The organism is Campylobacter sp. JH32, from assembly GCF_017846535.1.
In the GTDB taxonomy this organism is placed as follows: domain Bacteria; phylum Campylobacterota; class Campylobacteria; order Campylobacterales; family Campylobacteraceae; genus Campylobacter_D; species Campylobacter_D coli.
On record NZ_JAEQBS010000003.1, the window covers coordinates 125,873 to 145,963 of the forward strand.

The window sequence follows — 20,091 nt, forward strand, 5'->3', positions numbered from 1 at the left end:
TATAATTAAAGTTAAAAAAGGCTTAACTTTATGCAAAAAGATAATCTTATCGCATTTATCATCTTTACCATTAGCGTAATCGCATTTATCATTTGGGGATTTGGCTATATCTCCCAGCACCAACTCATACTCTTTATACTCGCTTCCATTTTTGGCATATTTATGGCATTTAACATAGGCGGAAATGATGTAGCAAATTCTTTTGGTACTAGTGTGGGAGCTAAAACCGTAACCATAAAACAAGCTTTGATCATAGCAGCTGTTTTTGAACTCAGCGGTGCTATTTTTGCAGGGGCTGAAGTAACCAAAACTATACGCAGTGGAATAGTTATATTTCCTGAACAATTTGATCCTATGCTTTTTGTTGCTATCATGCTAGCCGCTCTTTTAAGCTCGGGTGTTTGGATTTTTATCGCCACAAAAAAAGGCTTGCCTGTATCTACTACACATAGTATCATTGGTGGTATAGTTGGAGCTAGTATCATGATGGGGCTTTTAAAATTTGATGGATCACAAACCTTATCCATGGTTAAATGGAGCGAAATAGTAAGGATTGCTGTATCTTGGGTGATTTCACCTCTTTTAGGAGGACTTGTAGCTTATATCATCTACTCTTATATAGATAAAAAAATACTCAAACCCTCAGAGAAACTTGGCGAAGAATTAAAAAATTTAAAAAAAGAAAGAAAGAAATTTAAAGAAAATTATTTTTTAAATCTTAAAACCAAAAGTATGGAAGAGCAAATCAAAGAACTCTCAGCCATAGCCTTAGAGGATGAAGGACAAGAAAATAGCTTCTATAAAAATCAAATCAAAGAATTTAAAGAAAAAGAAAAAAATATAGATATTTATTCTGTTTTAAAAACACATATGCCTATTATCGCTTGCATTGGAGCTGCTATAATTGCTGCTATGTTTTTATTTAAAGGTTTAAATAATGTTAGCACTTTAGATATTTTGCAAAATTTTTGGATTATAGGAATTGTAGGAACCATAAGCTATGTTGTAACCTTTGCCATAGTAAAGATTGTTAAAAAAACCGAATTAAACAAAACGACCGATAGACTTTTTGCTTGGTTTCAAATTTTTACCGCTTCTAGTTTTGCTTTCTCTCATGGGGCTAATGATATAGCTAATGCTATTGGCCCTTTTGCTGCGATTTTAGATGTTCTTAAAAACGGTACTATCAATGCAAATTCTCCCGTACCTTTTGCTGCTCTAGCTATGTTTGGAGTCGCTTTGGTTATAGGACTTTGGTTTTTAGGAAAAGAAGTAATTACCACTGTGGGTTCTAAGCTAGCTTCTATACGCCCTACCACAGGATTTAGTGCAGAACTTGGAGCAAGTATAGTCATACTTTTAGCAACTCAATTTGGAATTCCAGTAAGCTCAACACATATTTTAATCGGTGCAGTTTTGGGTATAGGGGTATATAATAAAAATGCAAATTGGATTATGATGAAGCCTATAGGATTGGCTTGGATTATCACTTTACCAGCCGCTGGTATTATGGCAGCACTTGTATTTTTAGGATTTAAACTATCTTTAGGAATTTAAGTAAAGCTTATTTTTCTAAAATATTTTTTCCTTTAATTATATGCATTTTAATCTTTCCAAAAAGTTTATCCTCAGAATAAAGAGAACTTTTTGGAGCAAAAATTTCTTCATTCTCATCAAAAAGAACCAAATTTGCTTCCTTACCAACTTCTATAATTCCACTATTTAAACCTAAAAATTCACTTGGATTTTGGCTTGTTGCTTTGCAAAGATTTTGCCAAGTTAGAAGATCTTCTTTGATAAGAAAAGTATAACAAAGGCTCATAAATTCACATACACTATGAATGCCAAAAGCCGCCTCATCAAAAGCTAGATCTTTTAAAGAAATAGACTTTGCGCTATGTAAAGAACTTAAGAAGTCTATCTTTCCTTGTTTTAAAGCTTGTTTCAAACTTTCTTTATCTTCTTTGCTTCTTAAAGGTGGATTGAGTTTTGCTGCTGTATTAAATCCAGCACATGCACTATCATCTTTGATTAAATGATGTATGCTGATAAGTTTTAAATTTTCATCCTCTAAAAGCTCTATAGAACGCTTAAGACTGAGCAGATCAAAAATCACTTTAACACCATAAAATTTAGCTATTTCTTGAATCTTTGCTACTTCACTACTTTCAGCTACTGCGCTCATGCCTGCAAGACCTAATTCAAAACCTGTCTCACAATCATTCATCACGCCATTATCATCAAAATTCTCATCATGACATTTTACAAAAATACTTTTTTCTTTCATTAAAGCATATTGCATACCTACACGCAAAATATTTGCATTACTCGAACTCTTAAGTTCTAGAGCATGCGCACCTTTGTTAAAAAGCGTAGCTAAATTCTTAAGCTTGCCTTGTTTGTCTAAAGCACAAATACTTGGAAAAATTTGAATCTTTCTAGTTTTTAAATTCTGCAAAAAAAGCGAAAAGCTTTCTTCATCAAAATCCATGCAATCACGCAAGATTATAGCACCAACCCCTCCTCTTAAGCACTCTTTTTCTAAGAGTTCTAAATTGCTTAGGGAGAATTTATCATTTTTTAAATTTACACATAAATCTACAAAGGATGGCAATAAAGTCATTCCTTGAGCATCTAATACTTCATCATTATCGTCTAAATTTGCGCCTATTTTTACTATCTTTGCATCTTTAATTAAAAGATCTTGTAAATTTTCACCATAAATTTTAGCATTTTTAATCAGCATTGAAACTCCTAATTATCCTTTGTTTTTAATAAATTTTGTACTGCTTGTTTAACATTTTTTCCTTGCAAGATCTGTACTATTTCATTTACAATAGGTGTATAAATTGCTTTATCTTTTGAAATCTTTGCTATAGCATAGGCTGTTTTTACCCCCTCTGCCACCTCACCTAATTCCTGTAAAATATCATCGAGTTTTTTTTCTTTTGCCAAAGCCAAACCCACGCGATAATTTCTTGACAGTACACTAGTTGCAGTTAAAAATAAATCTCCTGCGCCCCCAAGCCCCAAGAAAGTTTCTTCCTTAGCTCCAAAAAATTTACCAAAACGATGCATTTCAATAAGACCTCTAGAAATCAAAGAAGCCCTTGCATTATTTCCAAGTCCTAAACCATCGCTTATACCGCTAGCAATGGCTAAAACATTTTTATAAGCGCCACAAATTTCAGCACCGCGCACATCATCATCTGTATATACTTTAATAAAATCTGGAAAAAAACTTGCAAATTTTTTACATAATTCTTCTTTTATCCCACTTACAACTAAAGCACAAGGAAGAATTTGCATTACTTCGGCTGCAAAAGAAGGACCGCTTAAAACACATAGCTTATCTCTATCTATAAATTCGCTAAAAATTTCATCTAAAAACTTACAAGTTGAAGTATCTATACCCTTAGAAGCGATAAGAATTTTTTGACCCTTGTTAACAAAATTTTGTTTAAGCCAAGAATAAATTCCTTGAGAGCTTAAAGCAAAAACCAAATATTCACAATTCAAAGCCTGCTCTAAACTCACAAAATAAGGCAAATCTCGCTGTGTGCGAGAAGTCATAAAACAAGTATTATTAATACTTAAAGCACTGTATAAAGCACTGCCCCATTTTCCTGCGCCGATGATTGCAATTTTGCTCATCAGCCCAACTTTGCTTTTAAAATTTCATTGACTTTGTTAGGATTAAAGGCTCCCTTACCTTCTTTCATAGTCTGCCCTACAAAGAAACCAAAGAGCTTATCCTTCCCGCTTTTATACTCTGCAACCTTATCAGCATTGGCATTTAAAATTTGCTCAATTACTGCTTCGATAGCTGAATCATCGCTAACCTGCTTAAGCCCTAACTTTTCAATCGTTTCATCAATATCCATATCTGGATTTTCAAAAACATGAGCTAAAACATCCTTTGCTGCTTTTGCACTGATCACACCCTCTTCTATGCGTTTAATTAAGGTACCAAGTTTGATCGCATCTACTGGGGAATTTTCTATCGTTAATTCCCCTTTTAAAAGTCCCATAAGTTCAGTATTTAACCAATTTACACAAAGCTTAGGATTTAAATTTAAAGCAATCAAACTTTCAAAAAAACGACTCATTTCTAAAGAACTGATTAAAACCTCAGCATCACTTTCTTTTATACCAAGCTCGTCTATAAAGCGTGCTTTCTTCTCATCAGGAAGTTCAGGGATTTTAATATCCAAAAACTCATCTTTTAATAAAACAGGCAACAAATCAGGATCTGGAAAATAGCGATATTCTGCCGCTTCTTCTTTACCACGCATACTTCTTGTAACTAAATTTGTTGTATCAAAAAGTCTGGTTTCTTGAACTACTTCTTGTTCGTAAGTTCCATCTTCCCAAGCCTCACTTTGTCTTTTTACCTCATATTCTATAGCTTTTTGGATAAAACGGAAAGAATTAAGATTTTTAATCTCTACTCTAGTGTAAAGCTTAGTATCGCCCTTTGGTCTTATACTTACATTAGCATCACATCTAAAACTTCCCTCTTGCATATTTGCATCAGAAATATCTAAAAAACGTATGATAGAATGAAGTTTTTTAAGATACGCCACTGCTTCATCACTGCTTCTAAGTTCAGGTTCGCTTACAATTTCAAGCAAAGGAGTTCCTGCGCGGTTTAAATCTACTTTAGAATAATTATTTTCGTGGATATTTTTACCCGCATCTTCTTCTAAATGCGCTCTTGTAATACCTATGCGTTTATTTTCGCCATTTATATTGATAAAAAGCTCACCTTTTTCTACTATAGGAATATCAAATTGTGAAATTTGATAAGCTTTGGGCAAATCTGGATAAAAATAATTTTTTCTATTAAAAACACTTTTTTTGTTTATAGTGGCATTTACCGCTTTCCCAAAAGCGATGGCCTTTTTTACCGCTTCTTCATTTAAAACAGGTAAAGCACCCGGTAAAGCCAAACAAGTGGGACAAACATTTGTATTTGGAGCTTCTCCAAAAGAAGTTGCGCATGAGCAAAATATTTTTGTTTTGGTGTTTAGTTGAGTATGTACTTCAAGTCCTATAACTACTTCAAACATTGATTTTCCTTGAATTTTAATGCTTTATTTTATCCTTTTTTCTTTTAGAAAGGCTTTAAATATTATTTTTAAATGTTATAATCTATAAAATAATTTATATACAAAGGAGTTAAAATGCCATTACTTGATAGTTTTAAAGTAGATCATACCAAAATGCCAGCACCCGCTGTGCGTTTAGCTAAAACAATGAAGACACCAAAAGGCGATGATATTAGCGTATTTGACTTGCGTTTTTGCATACCCAATAAAGACATCATGAGTGAAAAAGGTACGCATACACTAGAACACTTATTTGCAGGTTTTATGAGAGATCATTTAAATTCGGATTTGGTTGAAATCATCGACATTTCGCCTATGGGATGTCGCACAGGTTTTTATATGAGTTTAATTGGCACACCTGATGAAAAAAGTGTTGCTAAAGCTTGGGAAGCCTCAATGAAAGATATTTTAAATGTGAGCGATCAAAGTCAAATTCCTGAACTCAATATCTATCAATGTGGAACTTGTGCTATGCATTCTTTGGATGAAGCAAAAGAAATTGCACAAAAAGTTTTAAATTCTACCATAGGCATAATGAACAACGAAGAATTAAAACTTGAAAATATCTAAAAATTAGTCCTTAAATTTCTAAGGACTAAGCTTTTTTTAATATATTTTTTTATACAATGTGCAGAATTTAACTTTCTAAGGAGAAAAAATGAAACTGATGTGCCAGATGTGTAATATCTAGTGCGTCCTTTGGCTTTAACATTATGTTTCCAAAGGCCCAAAAGGTGGATAAGGAGATATAATGTGTAGAAAAGTCAAAAAGTTTATTTTTTTCAAAACACAACTTAAAATCCTAATTTTTAGTTAAATCTTACGAAACAAAATCTAAACATTAAGATATCTTCTTATCCTTAAATATAATTTTAAGGAGAGAAAATGAATTTACCTGTACTTGATTTAAAGATTTATGAAAAAGACAAAAGTGCCTTTCTTAAAAATCTAAGAGAAGTTACTTCAAATGTAGGTTTTTTTTATCTTATCAATCACGGTATCGATAAAAATTTAAATGAAAAATTATTTAAACTTAGTAAAGATTTTTTCAATCTTCCTAGAAGCTCTAAAGAACTTATTTCCATGGTGCATTCGCCTCAATTTAGAGGTTATACAAGCGAAGGCTTTGAATATACTGCTGGAGAAAAAGATTATAGAGAACAAATTGACATAGGCACAGAAAGAAAAGCTTTAAAATGGGATTTAAATTCGCCCCTATGGCAAAGATTAGAAGGTCCAAATTTATGGCCTGATGAAATTCCTGAACTTAAAGAAATATTTTTAGCTTGGCACGAACAAACAAGAAACGCTTGTTTAAAAATTTTACAAGCATTTGCCGAAGCTCTTGATCTGCCTAGCGATGCCTTTGGTAAACTCTATGGTGAAAATTCTTATGAACATTGTAAAATCATACACTATCCAAAAAGCTCCAAAGATGCCTCTCGAGGAGTAGGACCACACAAAGATGGTGGACTTATTACCTTTGTTTTTCAAGAAGAGCAAAACGGACTTGAGGCTTTCATAGACGATCAATGGATTAGTGTTCCTCCACTTGAAGGTAGTGTTGTGGTTAATATAGGAGAATTTTTAGAATTAGCTACTAATGGTTATCTAAAAGCTACTATACACCGAGTAAATTTAAGCCCTAAAGAACGCTTTAGTATAGCTTATTTCCTTGGAGTGCAGCTTGATAAAGATATTCCTATTTTTCCATTAAATCCTGAACTTGTCCAAGAAAGCAAGGGCGTGGATACAGATCCAAAAAATCCACTTTTAAGAAATGTTGCTAGCAACTATTTTAAAAGAATGATACGCTCACATCCTGATGTAGCACGCATTTATCACAGCGATTTAATAGAAAAATTCAGTTTCGCATAAAAAGGAGGGAATAATGACTATATTTGCAAAAGCTTTTTGCATAGCAACTCTTTTTACAGGCTTTGCCTGGGCTAATGAAGAACTTAAAGTAGGTTCTTCAGTTGTCCCACATGCAGACATTTTAAAGTTTATCAAACCTACTCTTCAAAAGCAAGGTTATGATTTAAAAATTTACGAATTTAATGATGGGGTGATTCCTAATATTATGGTGGAAAATGGCGAACTTGATGCAAATTATTTTCAGCATGAACCTTATTTGAAAGAATTTAATCAAAGACAAGGCACTCATCTTGTAAAAGTTGCTAGTATTCATATCGAACCTATGGCGGTATATTCTAAAAAACATAAAGAATTTCAACCTAAAACAGGGGCAAGTATATCAATACCTAACAATCCTACAAATGAAAGTCGTGCTTTACGCATAGTAGCAAGTGCGGGATTAATCGAGATTAAAGATAGCGAACTTGTTACGCCTTTGGATATCGTAAAAAATCCTAAAAATCTTAAATTTGTAGAATTAAAAGATGCCCAACTTACAAGAAGTTTAGATGATGTAGATTACTCTCTTATCAATAGTAATTTTGCAATTTTATCGGGCTTAAATCCTATAAAAGATGGACTTTATACAGAAAATAAATATAGCGAATATGGCAATATCATCGCCGTTAAAGCAGGAAATGAAGAGCTTGATAAAATCAAAGCCTTAGTCAAAGCTTTACAAAGTGATGAAGTTAAAAATTTTATAGAAGAAAAATATCAGGGTGCTTTAATCCCTACTTTTTAATTTAACAACAAAGGAGAACAATATGAAAAATTCAATCATTTCTTACCCAAGAATAGGTGCAAATAGGGAATTAAAATTTGCTATTGAAAAATATTTTAAAGCTCAAAGTTCTAAAGAAGAGCTTTTAGAAACTGCTAAAAATTTAAGAGCTAGACATTGGAAAGATATCCAAAATGCGGGGATTGATTTCATTCCTAGCAATGATTTTTCGTTGTATGATAATGTACTAGATGTGGCTGTGCTTTTTAATATCACTCCAAAACGCTATAAAGATTTAAATTTAGATCCTTTAGATGAGTATTTTGCACAAAGTCGTGGTTATCAAGGAAAAAATGGAGATACCATAGCTCTAGCAATGAAAAAATGGTTTAATACAAACTATCATTATTTAGTACCTGAGTGTGATGATGCAAGTATTATAGCTTTAAGTGGAGATAAAATTTTTAAAGAATACCTTGAAGCAAAAGAGCTTGGCATAGAAACAAAACCTGTTTTAGTGGGAATTTTTACCCTCTTTAAACTCATAGCCTTTAAAGATGAAAATACTAAACAACTCGCTAAAGACAAGCTTTTACAAGCATACATTGAACTTCTTAAAAAGCTTAATTCATTAGGGGTAGCATGGTTAGAACTTGATGAACCTTATTTAGTTTATGATTTAAATCAAGAAGATATTGCTTTATTTGAAGAATTTTACAAAGAACTTTTAAAACACAAGGGAGAAGTTAAAATCTTGCTTCAAAGCTATTTTGGAGATTTAAGAGATATTTATACTAAACTTCTAGAAAGTGATTTTGATGCTTTGGGGCTTGATTTTGTAGAAGGCAAAGAAAGTTTAAATTTAATCCAAAAACATGGTTTTGCTAACGACAAAATACTTTTTGCAGGTATAGTAAATGGTAAAAATATCTATGCTAATGATTACGCAAAAAGCTTAAAACTTATCAAAGAACTTCAAAAATACACTCAAAATATAGTTATAAATACCTCGTGTTCACTCTTGCACGTTCCTTATAGCACAGAATTTGAAACTAAATTAGATTCAAGTTATCTTAAACTTTTCTCTTTTGCAAAAGAAAAACTTAAAGAATTACAAGACTTAAAAGCTATCATAAATAGCAATGAAGATAATCCTCTTTTTAAAGCCAATCAAGAACTCTTTAAAAATATTCCTAATCGTTTAGATGAAAAAGTAAAAGCTAGACTTCAAACTCTAAAAAAAGAAGATTTTGTAAGAAAGCCTGAATTTAAAGAGCGTATCCAAATTCAAAAAGAATTTTTAGAACTTCCTGTTTTACCAACCACAACCATAGGATCATTTCCTCAAAGTGCTGATGTACGCTCTAATCGTCTTGCTTTTAAACAAGAAAAAATTTCAGCACAAAACTATACTGAATTCAATCAACAAAAAATTAAAGAATGTATCCAAATTCAAGAAGAAATAGGACTTGATGTTTTAGTGCATGGGGAATTTGAAAGAAATGATATGGTGGAATATTTTGGAGAAAATTTAAAAGGCTTTTTATTTACTCAAAATGGCTGGGTTCAAAGCTATGGAACAAGATGCGTAAAACCACCTGTAATTTGGGGCGATGTATCACGCACAAAACCTATCACTCTAGCATGGTCTAAATTTGCTCAAAGCTTGAGTAAAAAAATCGTAAAAGGTATGCTAACAGGTCCTGTGACTATACTCAATTGGTCTTTCCCAAGAGAAGACATCAGCCTAAAAGAAAGCACCGAGCAAATAGCTTTAGCTTTAAGAGATGAAGTTTTAGATCTTGAAAATGCGGGCATTAAAATCATACAAATTGATGAAGCGGCTCTAAGAGAAAAACTGCCTTTAAGAAAAAGCGATTGGCATAGTGAATATTTAGATTGGGCGATTCCTGCTTTCAATCTTGTACATAGCGGAGTAAAAACCAAAACACAAATTCATACCCATATGTGTTATAGCGAATTTAGCGATATCTTAAAAGAAATTGATGCAATGGATGCAGATGTAATATCTTTTGAAGCTTCAAGATCAAATCTCAATCTTTTAGATACCCTAAAAGCTGTTAACTTTCAAACTGAAGTTGGACCAGGAGTTTATGATATACATAGCCCTAGGGTGCCTAGCGTGGAAGAAATAAGCTCAACCATAGAAAAAATTCTTAACAAATTGCCTAAAGAGCAAATTTGGATCAACCCAGACTGCGGACTTAAAACAAGGGGTTATGAAGAAGTTGTAGCTGCTCTTAAAAATTTAGTTATTGCCACACAAAAAATAAGAGAGAAATTATAAGGGGGTTTTATGTGTAGCTTTTCTTTTGAAATTTTTCCACCAAGAAGAGATGAAAACATTAAGAATCTTAATGCAATTTTAGATGATTTAGGACAATTAAGTCCTAACTTCATCAGTGTAACTTTTGGTGCTGGCGGCTCTATAAATTCAAAAAATACCCTAGAAACAGCAAGCTTAATTCAAGAAGAATATAAAATTCCTAGCATAGTGCACCTACCTTGCATTCATTCTAGTAAGGAAAAAATTATAAGCATACTTCAAGAATGCAAAGAAAGACAACTTGATAAAATTCTTGCTTTAAGAGGGGATGTATGTAATGATTTGGAAAAAGGTAAAGATTTTTCTTATGCAAGTGATTTGATCTCTTTTATCCGAAAGCAAGGAGAATTTGAAATTTATGCGGCTTGTTATCCTGAAAAACACAACGAATCTCGAAATTTTATAGAAGATATACACCATCTTAAAAATAAAGTTGATGCAGGCACAGACAAACTCATCACTCAACTTTTCTACGATAATGAAGATTTTTACACTTTTAAGCAAAATTGTGCTTTAGCGGGTATTAATATTCCTATTTATGCAGGCATTATGCCTATTACAAACAAAAGACAAGTATTAAAAATTTCACAGCTTTGCGGAGCTAAAATTCCACCTAAATTTGCCAAAATTTTAGAAAAATACGAAAACAATACTTTAGCCTTAGAAGATGCTGGAATTGCTTATGCCATAGATCAAATTGTAGATTTGATTACTAGCGGGGTGGATGGAATTCATCTTTATACCATGAATAAATCCAAAGCAGCTATAAAAATTTATGAAGCCGTAAAATATTTATTAAAAGAAGAACTTCACGCTTAAAAATAAAACTTACTTGCTTTTATCTTGATTGATTTTAAGTTTTAATTCATAATTTTCTATAAGACAAACAAAAACTAAAGATAAAAGCAAACCCGGAAGAAGTCCTAAGAAAAAATATAAAAAAGAATGAAATTTAAAAAAGAAAAAAAGTGCGCCAAAAAGCATTAAAGCTAAGGACGCACCTTTGAAGAATTCTAAGATATAAATCAATGACCTTCCTCAACTATCGTTGCACCTGCTAGATAAACATAAGTCAAAATCATAAAAATGAATGCTTGTAAAAATGCCATAAAAGTTAAAAGAACATATGCAGGAAGCGGTGCAATATAAGGCACAAGAGCCAAAATTACCATTAAGAACAAATCATCACCCTTGATATTTCCAAAAAGACGAAAAGATAAAGAAACAACGCGAGAAAGGTGAGATACTACTTCGATAGGAAACATCAAAGGAGCAAGGAATTTAATAGGACCCATAAAATGAGCAAAATATTTTATAAAACCTTGAGTACGAATTCCTTCAAAATGATAATAAACAAATACAATAATAGCCAAAGAAAGTGTTAAATTTAAACTTGCTGTTGGAGCATGAAAGCCTGGTATAATACCGATGATATTACTAAAGAAAACTATAATTCCCAAGGTTGCTACAAGAGGAAGATATTTTCTCGCACCTTTTTCATCTCCCATAGTGTCGCGTCCCATTGACAAAACACCCTCTAAAAACGCTTCACCTAAATTTTGCATACCGCGTGGAACAAGTTGCATAGAACGAGTAGCCATTGAAGCACAAATGACAGCAATCAAAGCTACCAAACCTAAATGAAAAAAATAAGAAAAAGTATGACTTGAGTCAAGTAAAGAACTGAATAAAAATAAATCTTTCATAATTTCCTCGCTATTTTTTTAAACTCTAATTATATTATCATCTTGCTTATATTTTAATGAAAACTAACAAAATATTTACTCCTAATTTAATAAAAAAATAGCTCTAAATTTGTTGATGTTAAAACAAAAAATATAAGGCTTTATAGCAATATCACATCCATTCTAAAACTTGGGCAAGCTCTTTGGCTACAAAGCATTTAAGCCCTACATCTTCTAAAGGTTTAGATGGAATAATAGCATTTTTAAATTTTTGCATTTTAGCTTCTTTTAAACGGGTATCAAGACTAAAAACTTCTCTTATTTCTCCATTTAAACTCAATTCCCCTATAAAAACACAATCCTTACTCAAAGGGCGATTTTTAAAACTAGAAATAATAGCCGCAACCACAGCCAAATCAGCCGCAGTTTCATTTACCCTTACTCCACCGCTAATATTTACAAAAACATCATAATGACCAAGAGGAATTTCTAATTTTCTTTCAAGTAAAGCCAAAAGCATATCAAGACGATTTTTTTCATAGCCTGTGGCACTGCGTTTAGGATAAGAACTCTCGCACACTAGAGCTTGCACCTCTAAAACCAAAGCACGAGAACCCTCCATTACAACACCTAAAGCACTGCCTGAAGTAGCTTTACCTCGCGTAAAAAAACGATTGGCTAAATCTTTTGCACTAATTAAACCCTTAGGAGTCATTTCAAAAATTCCCACCTCGCTTGTGCCACCAAAGCGATTTTTAAAACCCCTTAAAAGCCTGATTTCTTTAGTTGCATCCCCTTCAAAATAAAGCACCACATCGACCATATGCTCTAAAACCCTAGGGCCTGCTATGGCTCCTTCTTTGGTGATATGTCCTATTATAAAAGTGCTGATATTGTAAGTTTTGCTTACTCGCATAAGTTCAAAAGTGATCTCGCGCACTTGAGTGATACTTCCAGCCGCTGAAGCAATTTTATTTGAATATAAGGTTTGTATGGAGTCGATGATAAGAATTTCATAATTTTTCTTATGCAATTCTTCTAAAATATTTTCAAGACAAAGCTCTGTAAGTAAAAATAAATTAGGAGTATTAGCCTCAAGACGATCGGCTCTTAATTTGATTTGCGCCTTACTTTCTTCTCCACTTACATAAAGAACTTTTTTATTTTTTTTAGCCAAATTAGAAGCAATCTTTAGTAAAAGTGTAGATTTGCCAACCCCAGGGCTACCACCTATAAGCACCAAAGAACCCTCAACAAGCCCTCCACCTAAAACCAAATCCAGCTCATCATCATCAGTGCTACACCTTGAAAAATGCTCGAGCTCCACATCTTCTATACAGATAGCCTCGCTTGCTTTTGTACTTGCTTGTGCGATTTCTTTTAAAACTTTAATTTGTTCAGATTTTAATTCTATAAAACTATCCCAAGAACCACACTCAGGACATTTTCCAAGCCATTTGCTTTGCTGATTTCCGCAAGCTTGGCATTCAAAAAGAATTTTATTTTTAGCCATGATACTTTCTTTAAAGAATATTTATTGCAATAATTTTTCACATTATAACAAAAATTAAATTAAAATTTAACAAAAAGTCAAATAAAATTAAGTTTTATATGATTATAATATAAATAAAATAAAAAAGGCTAGAGTATGCAAAAATTACTAAAAGTCGCCCTAATCCAATTTGCTCCAAAATCTTACGAGGTTCAAAACAATCTCGATAAAGCCTTAAAGCTTGCCCATCTTGCATTAGAGCAAGGTGCTAGGCTGATAGTTTTGCCTGAACTTTACGATAGTGCTTATTGTGTGGAAGATCAAGATGAAAAATTTAGCTTAAATTTACATCAAGCACATCCTAATCTTGATGCATTACAAAAATTAGCTAAAAACTATCAAGCTTATATCGTAGCATGTTCTATAGAAAAAGATACCCAACTTTATGATAGTGCTTACATCATTAGTCACAAAGGTCTTTTAGGTGTTTATAGAAAAATTTATCTTTGGGGTAATGAAAAAGAAAGATTTGCAAGAGGAGATAAATATCCTATTTTTGAACTAGAATTTGAAAATTTTAAACTCAAATTAGGTTTGCAAATTTGTTATGAAATAGGCTTTAGCGAAGGATCTAGATTTTTAGCGCTTCAAGGAGCTGAAATCATTTGCTTTCCTTCAGCTTTTGGAAAAGCAAGAACTTATGTTTGGGATCTAGCAAGTAGATCTAGAGCCTTAGAAAATGGTGTTTTTGTCTTGGCTGCTAACCGATCTGGAAGTGAAATTTCTAAGATAAATAATGAAACTTTAACCTTTGCTGGAAAATCAAAAATTATCAATCCTAAAGGAGAAATTATAAAAGAGATCTTAGAAGAAGAAGGTTTTATCATAGCTGAACTTGATCTTGAAGAAGTTCAAATTCAAAGAAAAAATTTACCTTATCTTAAGGATTTAAATCTCAAATTAAATCAAGAAATATTAACAAACATCCATCTTAATACAAAGGAGTAAAAATGGCAAAAGAAATTCTAGTTGCTTATGGCGTGGATATTGATGCGGTAGCAGGATGGCTAGGAAGCTATGGAGGTGAGGATTCTCCTGATGATATTTCAAGAGGTCTTTTTGCGGGTGAAGTGGGTATCCCTAGGCTCTTAAAACTCTTTAAAAAATATAATATTCCTGCAACTTGGTTTGCTCCAGGACATTCCATAGAAACCTTTCCTGAACAAATGAAAATGATAGTGGATGCAGGACATGAAATAGGTGCCCATGGATATTCACATGAAAATCCTATTGCAATGAGTGCTAAACAAGAAGAAGATGTTTTACTTAAAAGTATAGAACTTATAGAAAAAATCAGCGGAAAAAAACCAAGTGGATATGTGGCACCTTGGTGGGAATTTTCAAATATCACCAATGAGCTCTTGCTTAAACACGGCATCAAATACGACCATTCTTTAATGCATAATGACTTCACACCTTATTATGTGCGTGTTGGAGACAAATGGACTAAAATTGATTATAGTAAAGATGCCAAAGAATGGATGAAGCCTTTGGTACGCGGACAAGAAACAGATTTGATTGAAATTCCTGCAAATTGGTATTTAGACGATCTTCCTCCTATGATGTTTATAAAAAAATCTCCAAATAGCTTTGGTTTTGTCTCTCCAAGAGATATAGGCCAAATGTGGATAGATCAGTTTGATTGGGTTTATAGAGAAATGGATTATGCTATTTTTCCTATGACTATACATCCTGATGTAAGCGCTAGACCTCAAGTTTTACTCATGCATGAAAGAATTATTGAACATATCAATAAACACGAAGGTGTAAAATGGGTAAATTTAAACGATATGGCGGATGATTTTTCAAAACGCTTTCCAAGAAAAAAATAAATTTGCAAGGCTTTTAGCCTTGTGAATTCAAAAGGATAAAAATGTGTATTTTATGTGGCGAAATGATAAGTACTTTACATTGGAGTGAATTAAATTTTAAAGAAGAAAAACACGAACTTAGCGTAGGTGAAGAACAAAAAGAAAGATTAAGGATAAGACTTAAAAAAGTCAAAATTTTAAATGAAATTTTAGAATTTTATGGATTAAAACTTAAAGAATGGCAAAATTCAAAATACATACTAAGCAATAAAAAAGGGCGTGATATTATCGTTAATGATTTGGGCGATTTGTGGATTAAGGCTAGCGAGCTTGAAAAAAAATCATTTGATGTATTAGATGAAAATCTACTTCATTTTTTAAGAGCTAAGCATGGCTAAAATTCCCGTTCATGTTGTTACCGGTTTTTTAGGAAGTGGAAAAACAACCTTTTTAAAAGAAATATTAACCAATCAAGCTCTTAACGATATCGCTCTTGTAATCAACGAACTAGGGGAAGTTTCTTTAGATCATAAACTCGTACAAACAGATTTTATCGAGGAGCAAACTTTATTTTTAAATGCAGGTTGTGCTTGCTGCAATAAAAGAGAAGATTTGCAAAAGAAATTTAAAGAATTGCTTGACAATTTTGAAAACAAAGGTAAAAAACCTCAAAGAGTCATACTAGAAACCTCAGGCTTAGCAAATCCTGCACCTATTATCTTTACTTTTCAAAGTGATGTGTTTTTAGCCAACCATTTTGAATTAGCCAATATTATCACTTGTATTGACGCTTTTGAAGGGCTTAATCACTTACAAAATGAAGAAGCTTGCAATCAAATATTAAGCTCTGATTTTTTAATACTCACAAAAAAAGATCTTAATCCCCATACCCAAAGCTTAGAAGAAAAGATAAACACTTTATATCCTAATATACAAATCATAAGCAAAGAAAATTTTAATTTCGATATGCTTTCTAGCCATCATAAAATTCAAAGAGAAATTAAAAATATAGAAATAAAAAGCCATAAAGATGACATAAGTTCTATAACTCTTATTTTTGACAAGGCTATAAATTGGAATATTTTTAGCATTTGGCTTAGCATGCTTTTACATGAACACGGATCAAAAATTCTAAGAGTAAAAGGACTTATCAATACAGAGGAATCTTATCTAACCAACATTAATGGAGTAGGACATCTGATTTATCATCCTACGCATACTAAAATTTCAAGCCTTAATCATCCTTCGCAATTGGTATTTATAGCGAAAAATTTAAAGCTAGATAAGATTAAGGAATCTTTAGAAAATTTTTTAAGGCTTGAACAATTAAATTAATCAAAAACACCCTCTAAAAGTGTGTCTAAGAAATTTTGTGCATTAAATTCTATCAAATCTTGCATTTTTTCACCCACCCCTATATACAAAATAGGAAGTTCTAATTCACGCGCTATACTAAAAAGCGCTCCACCCTTTGCTGTGCCATCAAGTTTAGTAATAATAACTCCATCAAGCTGAACAAGTTCATTAAAAGCTTTAGCTTGTAAAATGCCGGTATTGCCTTGAGTGCCATCAAGTACTAAAATTTTTCTATGCGGGGCATGAGGCATAGCTTTAGCCGAAATTCTAACGATTTTCTCTAGCTCATTGGCTAAATTTTTTTGATTTTGCAAACGACCCGCTGTATCGATGATAACCTTATCAAAACCCTTAGCTCTAGCCTTGCTAATAGTATCAAAAGCAACCGCCGAAGGATCATGACCTTGTTGGGTTAAAACTATATCTACCCCTACTTTTTCAGACCAAAGTCTTAGCTGCTCTATCGCCCCTGCCCTAAAAGTATCACAAGCGCCTAAAATCACTTTTTGACCTTGGCTTTTGTATAAATTAGCAAGCTTAGCTATACTCGTGGTTTTACCCGCGCCATTTACCCCTAAAATAAGCTCCACAAAAGGCTTTTCATCTAAGAATTCTTTATTTTCGTAAAGAAAATAAGAACCCATCACACGCTTTAAATCTTCTTTTTTAACCTCATCACTGGGTGGTAAATAATAAATGATTTCTTCTACGATCTCATACGCCACATCTGCTTCAAGTAAAATTTCCTCTAGTAAATCTTTGGTAATTTTTTTATTTTCACCTTTAACACCCACTATACTTTCAAGGGTTTTTGCAAGTCCTTTTTTAAAAAAATCAAACATTAAAGTATCGCCTTTTGTATATCAATTTCTAACATTTCTTCTGGAATCAATCCTAAGTATTGATTTATAAGCTGAGAGTTTTTATCATATAAAAACATAGTAGGAATTCCATTAACTCCACCTAAAATTTTAGCTAAAAGATAATTATTTTCACCATTGGCTATTTTATATAAAATCTGATTTTTTTGAGCAAAAGCTCTAAGCTCCTCATCACTCTTATCTTCAAGTAAAACACCCACTATATTAAACTGCTCTTCATATTTTTCTTGAAGCTTATTAAGATGCGGAATCTCTGCAATACAAGGGGAACACCAAGTAGTAAAAAACACAAACAAAGTCGCTTTATCTCCATCAGCAAAATTTAAATTTTCATTATCTTTTTTTATAAAAATTGAATTTCCGTCTATTAAATTGAGATTAAATCTCAAGTTCTCACTTTGACTTAAGCTTGATTGAACGCTTGCATTCATATCACTTTGATCTTTTTCTTTATCATTGCTACAAGCAACAAAAAAACTCAAGAGTATAGCTAGTGTAAATACTTTTTTAATTTTCATTCTATTATTTTCCTTGTATCTTTGTAAAAAATGTTAAAATTATATCATAGTTAAGATAATAATTTTTAAAAAGGCACACGATGCAAAAAACATCTTTTAGGACTTTGCAAAAAAACCGTCTCGCGCAACACAAAAAACTTAAATTCAAGCAAGATTTCATAGTGTTTAAGGAATGTTTTAACTTGATTAAAAAAACAAAAGCGAAAAATATTCTAATTTTCATTCCTTTAGGATATGAGCCAAATTTACTCAAATTTAGACATATTTTTAGTAAAAATCATAAACTTTTTGTCCCATTTATGCAAGATAAAAGTTTAAAAATTGTAAAATTAAGATTGCCTTTTATTAAAAAAAGGTTTGGGGTATTAGAACCCATGGACTCCTTTTTGAAAACTAAAATTGATATAGCTATCATACCCGTGATAGGAGTAGATAGAGAATTAAAAAGAATAGGACATGGGCAAGGTTTTTATGATAGATTTTTTGAAAATTTAAACTATAAACCTCTTGTAATTTTTGCTCAAAGTATCAATGCTATAAGTGAAAAAAAATTAACCCAAGAGCATGATATTGCGGGTGAATTTTATATCAACCCTTATAAAAAATACTACAAGAAAGACAACAAATATGATAGAATCACTTATCGCACTTATAACCGCTATAGTCGGTCTTGGAATAGGATATTTAGTTGCAAAAAAAATCAATGATGCTAAATATGAAATTTTTGTTGAGCAAGCAAAAGCGAAAGCAAAAGCTATAGAATACGAAGCTGAACTGATTTTAAAAGATGCCAAAAATTCAATCCTTAATGCCGAACTTGAAGTGAAAAAAAAATACGAGGATAAAACTCACAAAATTCAAAAAGAATTCAATCAAAAATTTGATGAATTATCCAAAAAAGAGCAAAAACTTCAACTTCAAGAAGAAAGCTTAAAAGAAAATCAAGAAGAATTATTACGCTCTAAAAAACAAATGCTTGATTTACAATCAGATGCCGACAAGCTTAAAAAACAATACCAAACAAAACTCAATGATGTTTTAAATATTTTAGAACATTCAGCAGGGCTCACTCAAGATGAAGCAAAAAATATCATTCTTGAAAAAGTAGAAGAAAACTCACGCAATGAAATTGCTCATATCGTTAGGAGATATGAAGAAGAGGCTAGAAATGAGGCTAAAAGAAAGGCAAATTACATCATAGCACAAGCAACCTCTCGTTTTGCAGGAGAATTTGCTGCTGAAAGACTTATTAATGTTGTCAACATCAAAAACGATGAGTTAAAAGGGCGTATCATAGGCAAAGAAGGACGCAATGTTAAAACCTTAGAAATGGTTTTAGGAGTAGATATCATCATCGATGATACACCTGGAGCCATCATAGTAAGTTGCTTTAATCTTTATCGCCGTGCTATTGCAACTAAGGTGATTGAACTTTTAGTAGAAGATGGAAGAATTCAGCCTGCTCGCATAGAAGAAATTCACGAAAAAGTATGCAAAGAATTTGATAATGCTATTTTAGAAGAAGGTGAAACTATACTGATGGACTTAGGGCTTTCTAAGGTCCATCCAGAAATCACCAAACTTATAGGAAAGCTTAAATACCGCGCAAGCTATGGACAAAATGCTTTAGCACATTCTTTAGAAGTAGCTCATTTGGCAGGAATCATCGCTGCTGAGTGTGGAGGGGATGAAAATTTAGCACGACGCGCAGGAATTTTACACGACATAGGCAAAGCTTTAACGCATGATTTTGAAGGCTCTCATGTAGACTTAGGAGCAGAACTTTGCAAACGCTATAAAGAACATCCTGTGGTTATTAATGCTATTTATGCTCACCATGGACATGAAGAAGCTACAAGCATAGAATCAGCAGCCGTTTGCACAGCCGATACGCTCAGCGCTGCAAGACCGGGTGCTAGACGCGAAGTCTTAGAAGCTTTCTTAAGAAGAGTAAGCGAGCTTGAAGAGATTGCTAAAAGCAAAGAAGGTATTAAAAATGCTTATGCGATTAATGCGGGAAGAGAAATTCGTGTCATTGCAAATGCAAAACTTGTAAATGATGATGAAAGCGTGCTTTTAGCCAAAGAAATAGCTGCTGAAATTCAAGAAAAAATGCAATACCCTGGAGAAATCAAGGTAAATGTCATACGCGAACTAAGAGCCATAGAATACGCCAAATAAGAGAGCTA

General features: G+C 32.5%; 20 protein-coding genes. 12 read left to right on the forward strand and 8 right to left on the reverse strand.

All coding sequences use genetic code 11. The features are described 5' to 3' along the window. The first annotated feature begins 30 nt into the window (after positions 1 to 30). Complete coding sequence (locus tag KAR67_RS03370) at positions 31 to 1,557, forward strand: inorganic phosphate transporter (RefSeq protein ID WP_002790080.1); 1,527 nt, start codon at positions 31 to 33, stop codon at positions 1,555 to 1,557. Positions 1,558 to 1,564: 7 nt separating this feature from the next. Here KAR67_RS03370 and KAR67_RS03375 read toward each other — a convergent pair whose 3' ends face one another. Genes KAR67_RS03375 through gatB form a run of 3 tightly spaced genes read right to left on the reverse strand, consistent with a single transcriptional unit; the run spans position 1,565 to position 5,072 of the window. Next, on the reverse strand, positions 1,565 to 2,746 hold the full coding sequence (locus KAR67_RS03375; protein ID WP_002836318.1) for a metal-dependent hydrolase: 1,182 nt from the start codon (positions 2,744 to 2,746) through the stop codon (positions 1,565 to 1,567). Between the two features lie 8 nt (positions 2,747 to 2,754). Then, a complete protein-coding gene (locus KAR67_RS03380) occupies positions 2,755 to 3,654 on the reverse strand; it encodes an NAD(P)H-dependent glycerol-3-phosphate dehydrogenase (protein ID WP_192801057.1) in 900 nt (299 codons plus the stop codon). Beyond that, positions 3,654 to 5,072 carry an Asp-tRNA(Asn)/Glu-tRNA(Gln) amidotransferase subunit GatB gene (gatB, locus tag KAR67_RS03385; protein WP_002786474.1) on the reverse strand — a complete coding sequence of 473 codons (1,419 nt, stop codon included), beginning with the start codon at positions 5,070 to 5,072 and terminating at the stop codon, positions 3,654 to 3,656. The genes KAR67_RS03380 and gatB overlap by 1 nt, the downstream gene beginning before the upstream one ends. Before the next feature lie 114 nt (positions 5,073 to 5,186). On the opposite strand from gatB, the gene luxS reads away from it, so the two are divergent. The 5 genes from luxS (at position 5,187) to metF (ending at position 10,918) form a co-directional block, all read left to right on the forward strand. Continuing rightward, positions 5,187 to 5,681 (forward strand): S-ribosylhomocysteine lyase, encoded by a 495-nt coding sequence (luxS, locus tag KAR67_RS03390; RefSeq protein ID WP_002786475.1) that lies wholly within the window; start codon positions 5,187 to 5,189, stop codon positions 5,679 to 5,681. 315 nt (positions 5,682 to 5,996) lie between these two features. Next, complete coding sequence (locus KAR67_RS03395) at positions 5,997 to 6,989, forward strand: isopenicillin N synthase family oxygenase (RefSeq protein WP_002829553.1); 993 nt, start codon at positions 5,997 to 5,999, stop codon at positions 6,987 to 6,989. A gap of 13 nt (positions 6,990 to 7,002) precedes the next feature. Beyond that, on the forward strand, positions 7,003 to 7,773 hold the full coding sequence (locus KAR67_RS03400) for a MetQ/NlpA family ABC transporter substrate-binding protein (protein ID WP_002781303.1): 771 nt from the start codon (positions 7,003 to 7,005) through the stop codon (positions 7,771 to 7,773). 22 nt (positions 7,774 to 7,795) lie between these two features. Beyond that, positions 7,796 to 10,060: a 5-methyltetrahydropteroyltriglutamate--homocysteine S-methyltransferase gene (gene metE / locus KAR67_RS03405; protein WP_162284666.1), complete on the forward strand. Its 2,265-nt coding sequence runs from the start codon at positions 7,796 to 7,798 to the stop codon at positions 10,058 to 10,060. Positions 10,061 to 10,069: 9 nt separating this feature from the next. Beyond that, positions 10,070 to 10,918, forward strand: coding sequence for a methylenetetrahydrofolate reductase [NAD(P)H] (gene metF / locus KAR67_RS03410; RefSeq protein WP_131235449.1), 849 nt, complete (start codon positions 10,070 to 10,072; stop codon positions 10,916 to 10,918). Positions 10,919 to 10,927: 9 nt separating this feature from the next. Here metF and KAR67_RS03415 read toward each other — a convergent pair whose 3' ends face one another. From KAR67_RS03415 to radA, 3 genes are all read right to left on the reverse strand, one after another. Then, the gene (locus tag KAR67_RS03415; RefSeq protein ID WP_002777366.1) at positions 10,928 to 11,128 is read right to left on the reverse strand and encodes a hypothetical protein; all 201 of its coding nucleotides are present in this window, start codon (positions 11,126 to 11,128) and stop codon (positions 10,928 to 10,930) included. Continuing rightward, positions 11,125 to 11,805 carry a F0F1 ATP synthase subunit A gene (locus KAR67_RS03420; protein WP_002777368.1) on the reverse strand — a complete coding sequence of 227 codons (681 nt, stop codon included), beginning with the start codon at positions 11,803 to 11,805 and terminating at the stop codon, positions 11,125 to 11,127. The genes KAR67_RS03415 and KAR67_RS03420 overlap by 4 nt, the downstream gene beginning before the upstream one ends. Before the next feature lie 151 nt (positions 11,806 to 11,956). Beyond that, positions 11,957 to 13,297: a DNA repair protein RadA gene (gene radA, locus KAR67_RS03425; RefSeq protein WP_002777369.1), complete on the reverse strand. Its 1,341-nt coding sequence runs from the start codon at positions 13,295 to 13,297 to the stop codon at positions 11,957 to 11,959. 135 nt (positions 13,298 to 13,432) lie between these two features. Between radA and KAR67_RS03430 the strand changes: the two genes are divergently transcribed. The 4 genes from KAR67_RS03430 to KAR67_RS03445 are packed head-to-tail and all read left to right on the forward strand — an operon-like array spanning position 13,433 to position 16,482. Continuing rightward, a complete protein-coding gene (locus KAR67_RS03430) occupies positions 13,433 to 14,284 on the forward strand; it encodes a carbon-nitrogen hydrolase family protein (RefSeq protein WP_002784379.1) in 852 nt (283 codons plus the stop codon). 2 nt (positions 14,285 to 14,286) lie between these two features. Further along, a complete protein-coding gene (locus tag KAR67_RS03435) occupies positions 14,287 to 15,168 on the forward strand; it encodes a polysaccharide deacetylase (protein ID WP_002781290.1) in 882 nt (293 codons plus the stop codon). A gap of 41 nt (positions 15,169 to 15,209) precedes the next feature. Continuing rightward, positions 15,210 to 15,545 carry a hypothetical protein gene (locus KAR67_RS03440; RefSeq protein ID WP_002777373.1) on the forward strand — a complete coding sequence of 112 codons (336 nt, stop codon included), beginning with the start codon at positions 15,210 to 15,212 and terminating at the stop codon, positions 15,543 to 15,545. Next, the gene (locus KAR67_RS03445; protein ID WP_002777375.1) at positions 15,538 to 16,482 is read left to right on the forward strand and encodes a GTP-binding protein; all 945 of its coding nucleotides are present in this window, start codon (positions 15,538 to 15,540) and stop codon (positions 16,480 to 16,482) included. The genes KAR67_RS03440 and KAR67_RS03445 overlap by 8 nt, the downstream gene beginning before the upstream one ends. On the opposite strand, the gene ftsY is transcribed toward KAR67_RS03445, so the two are convergent. Beyond that, on the reverse strand, positions 16,479 to 17,345 hold the full coding sequence (ftsY, locus tag KAR67_RS03450; RefSeq protein WP_131235448.1) for a signal recognition particle-docking protein FtsY: 867 nt from the start codon (positions 17,343 to 17,345) through the stop codon (positions 16,479 to 16,481). The genes KAR67_RS03445 and ftsY overlap by 4 nt on opposite strands. Beyond that, positions 17,345 to 17,902, reverse strand: coding sequence for a TlpA disulfide reductase family protein (locus KAR67_RS03455; RefSeq protein WP_002777379.1), 558 nt, complete (start codon positions 17,900 to 17,902; stop codon positions 17,345 to 17,347). Before KAR67_RS03455 ends, ftsY begins: the two co-directional genes overlap by 1 nt. Positions 17,903 to 17,982: 80 nt before the next feature. Here KAR67_RS03455 and KAR67_RS03460 point away from each other — a divergent pair, with 80 nt between their 5' ends. Further along, positions 17,983 to 18,609: a 5-formyltetrahydrofolate cyclo-ligase gene (locus KAR67_RS03460; protein ID WP_002777380.1), complete on the forward strand. Its 627-nt coding sequence runs from the start codon at positions 17,983 to 17,985 to the stop codon at positions 18,607 to 18,609. Continuing rightward, positions 18,530 to 20,083, forward strand: coding sequence for a ribonuclease Y (gene rny / locus KAR67_RS03465; RefSeq protein ID WP_002784377.1), 1,554 nt, complete (start codon positions 18,530 to 18,532; stop codon positions 20,081 to 20,083). Before KAR67_RS03460 ends, rny begins: the two co-directional genes overlap by 80 nt. Positions 20,084 to 20,091 lie beyond the last annotated feature (8 nt).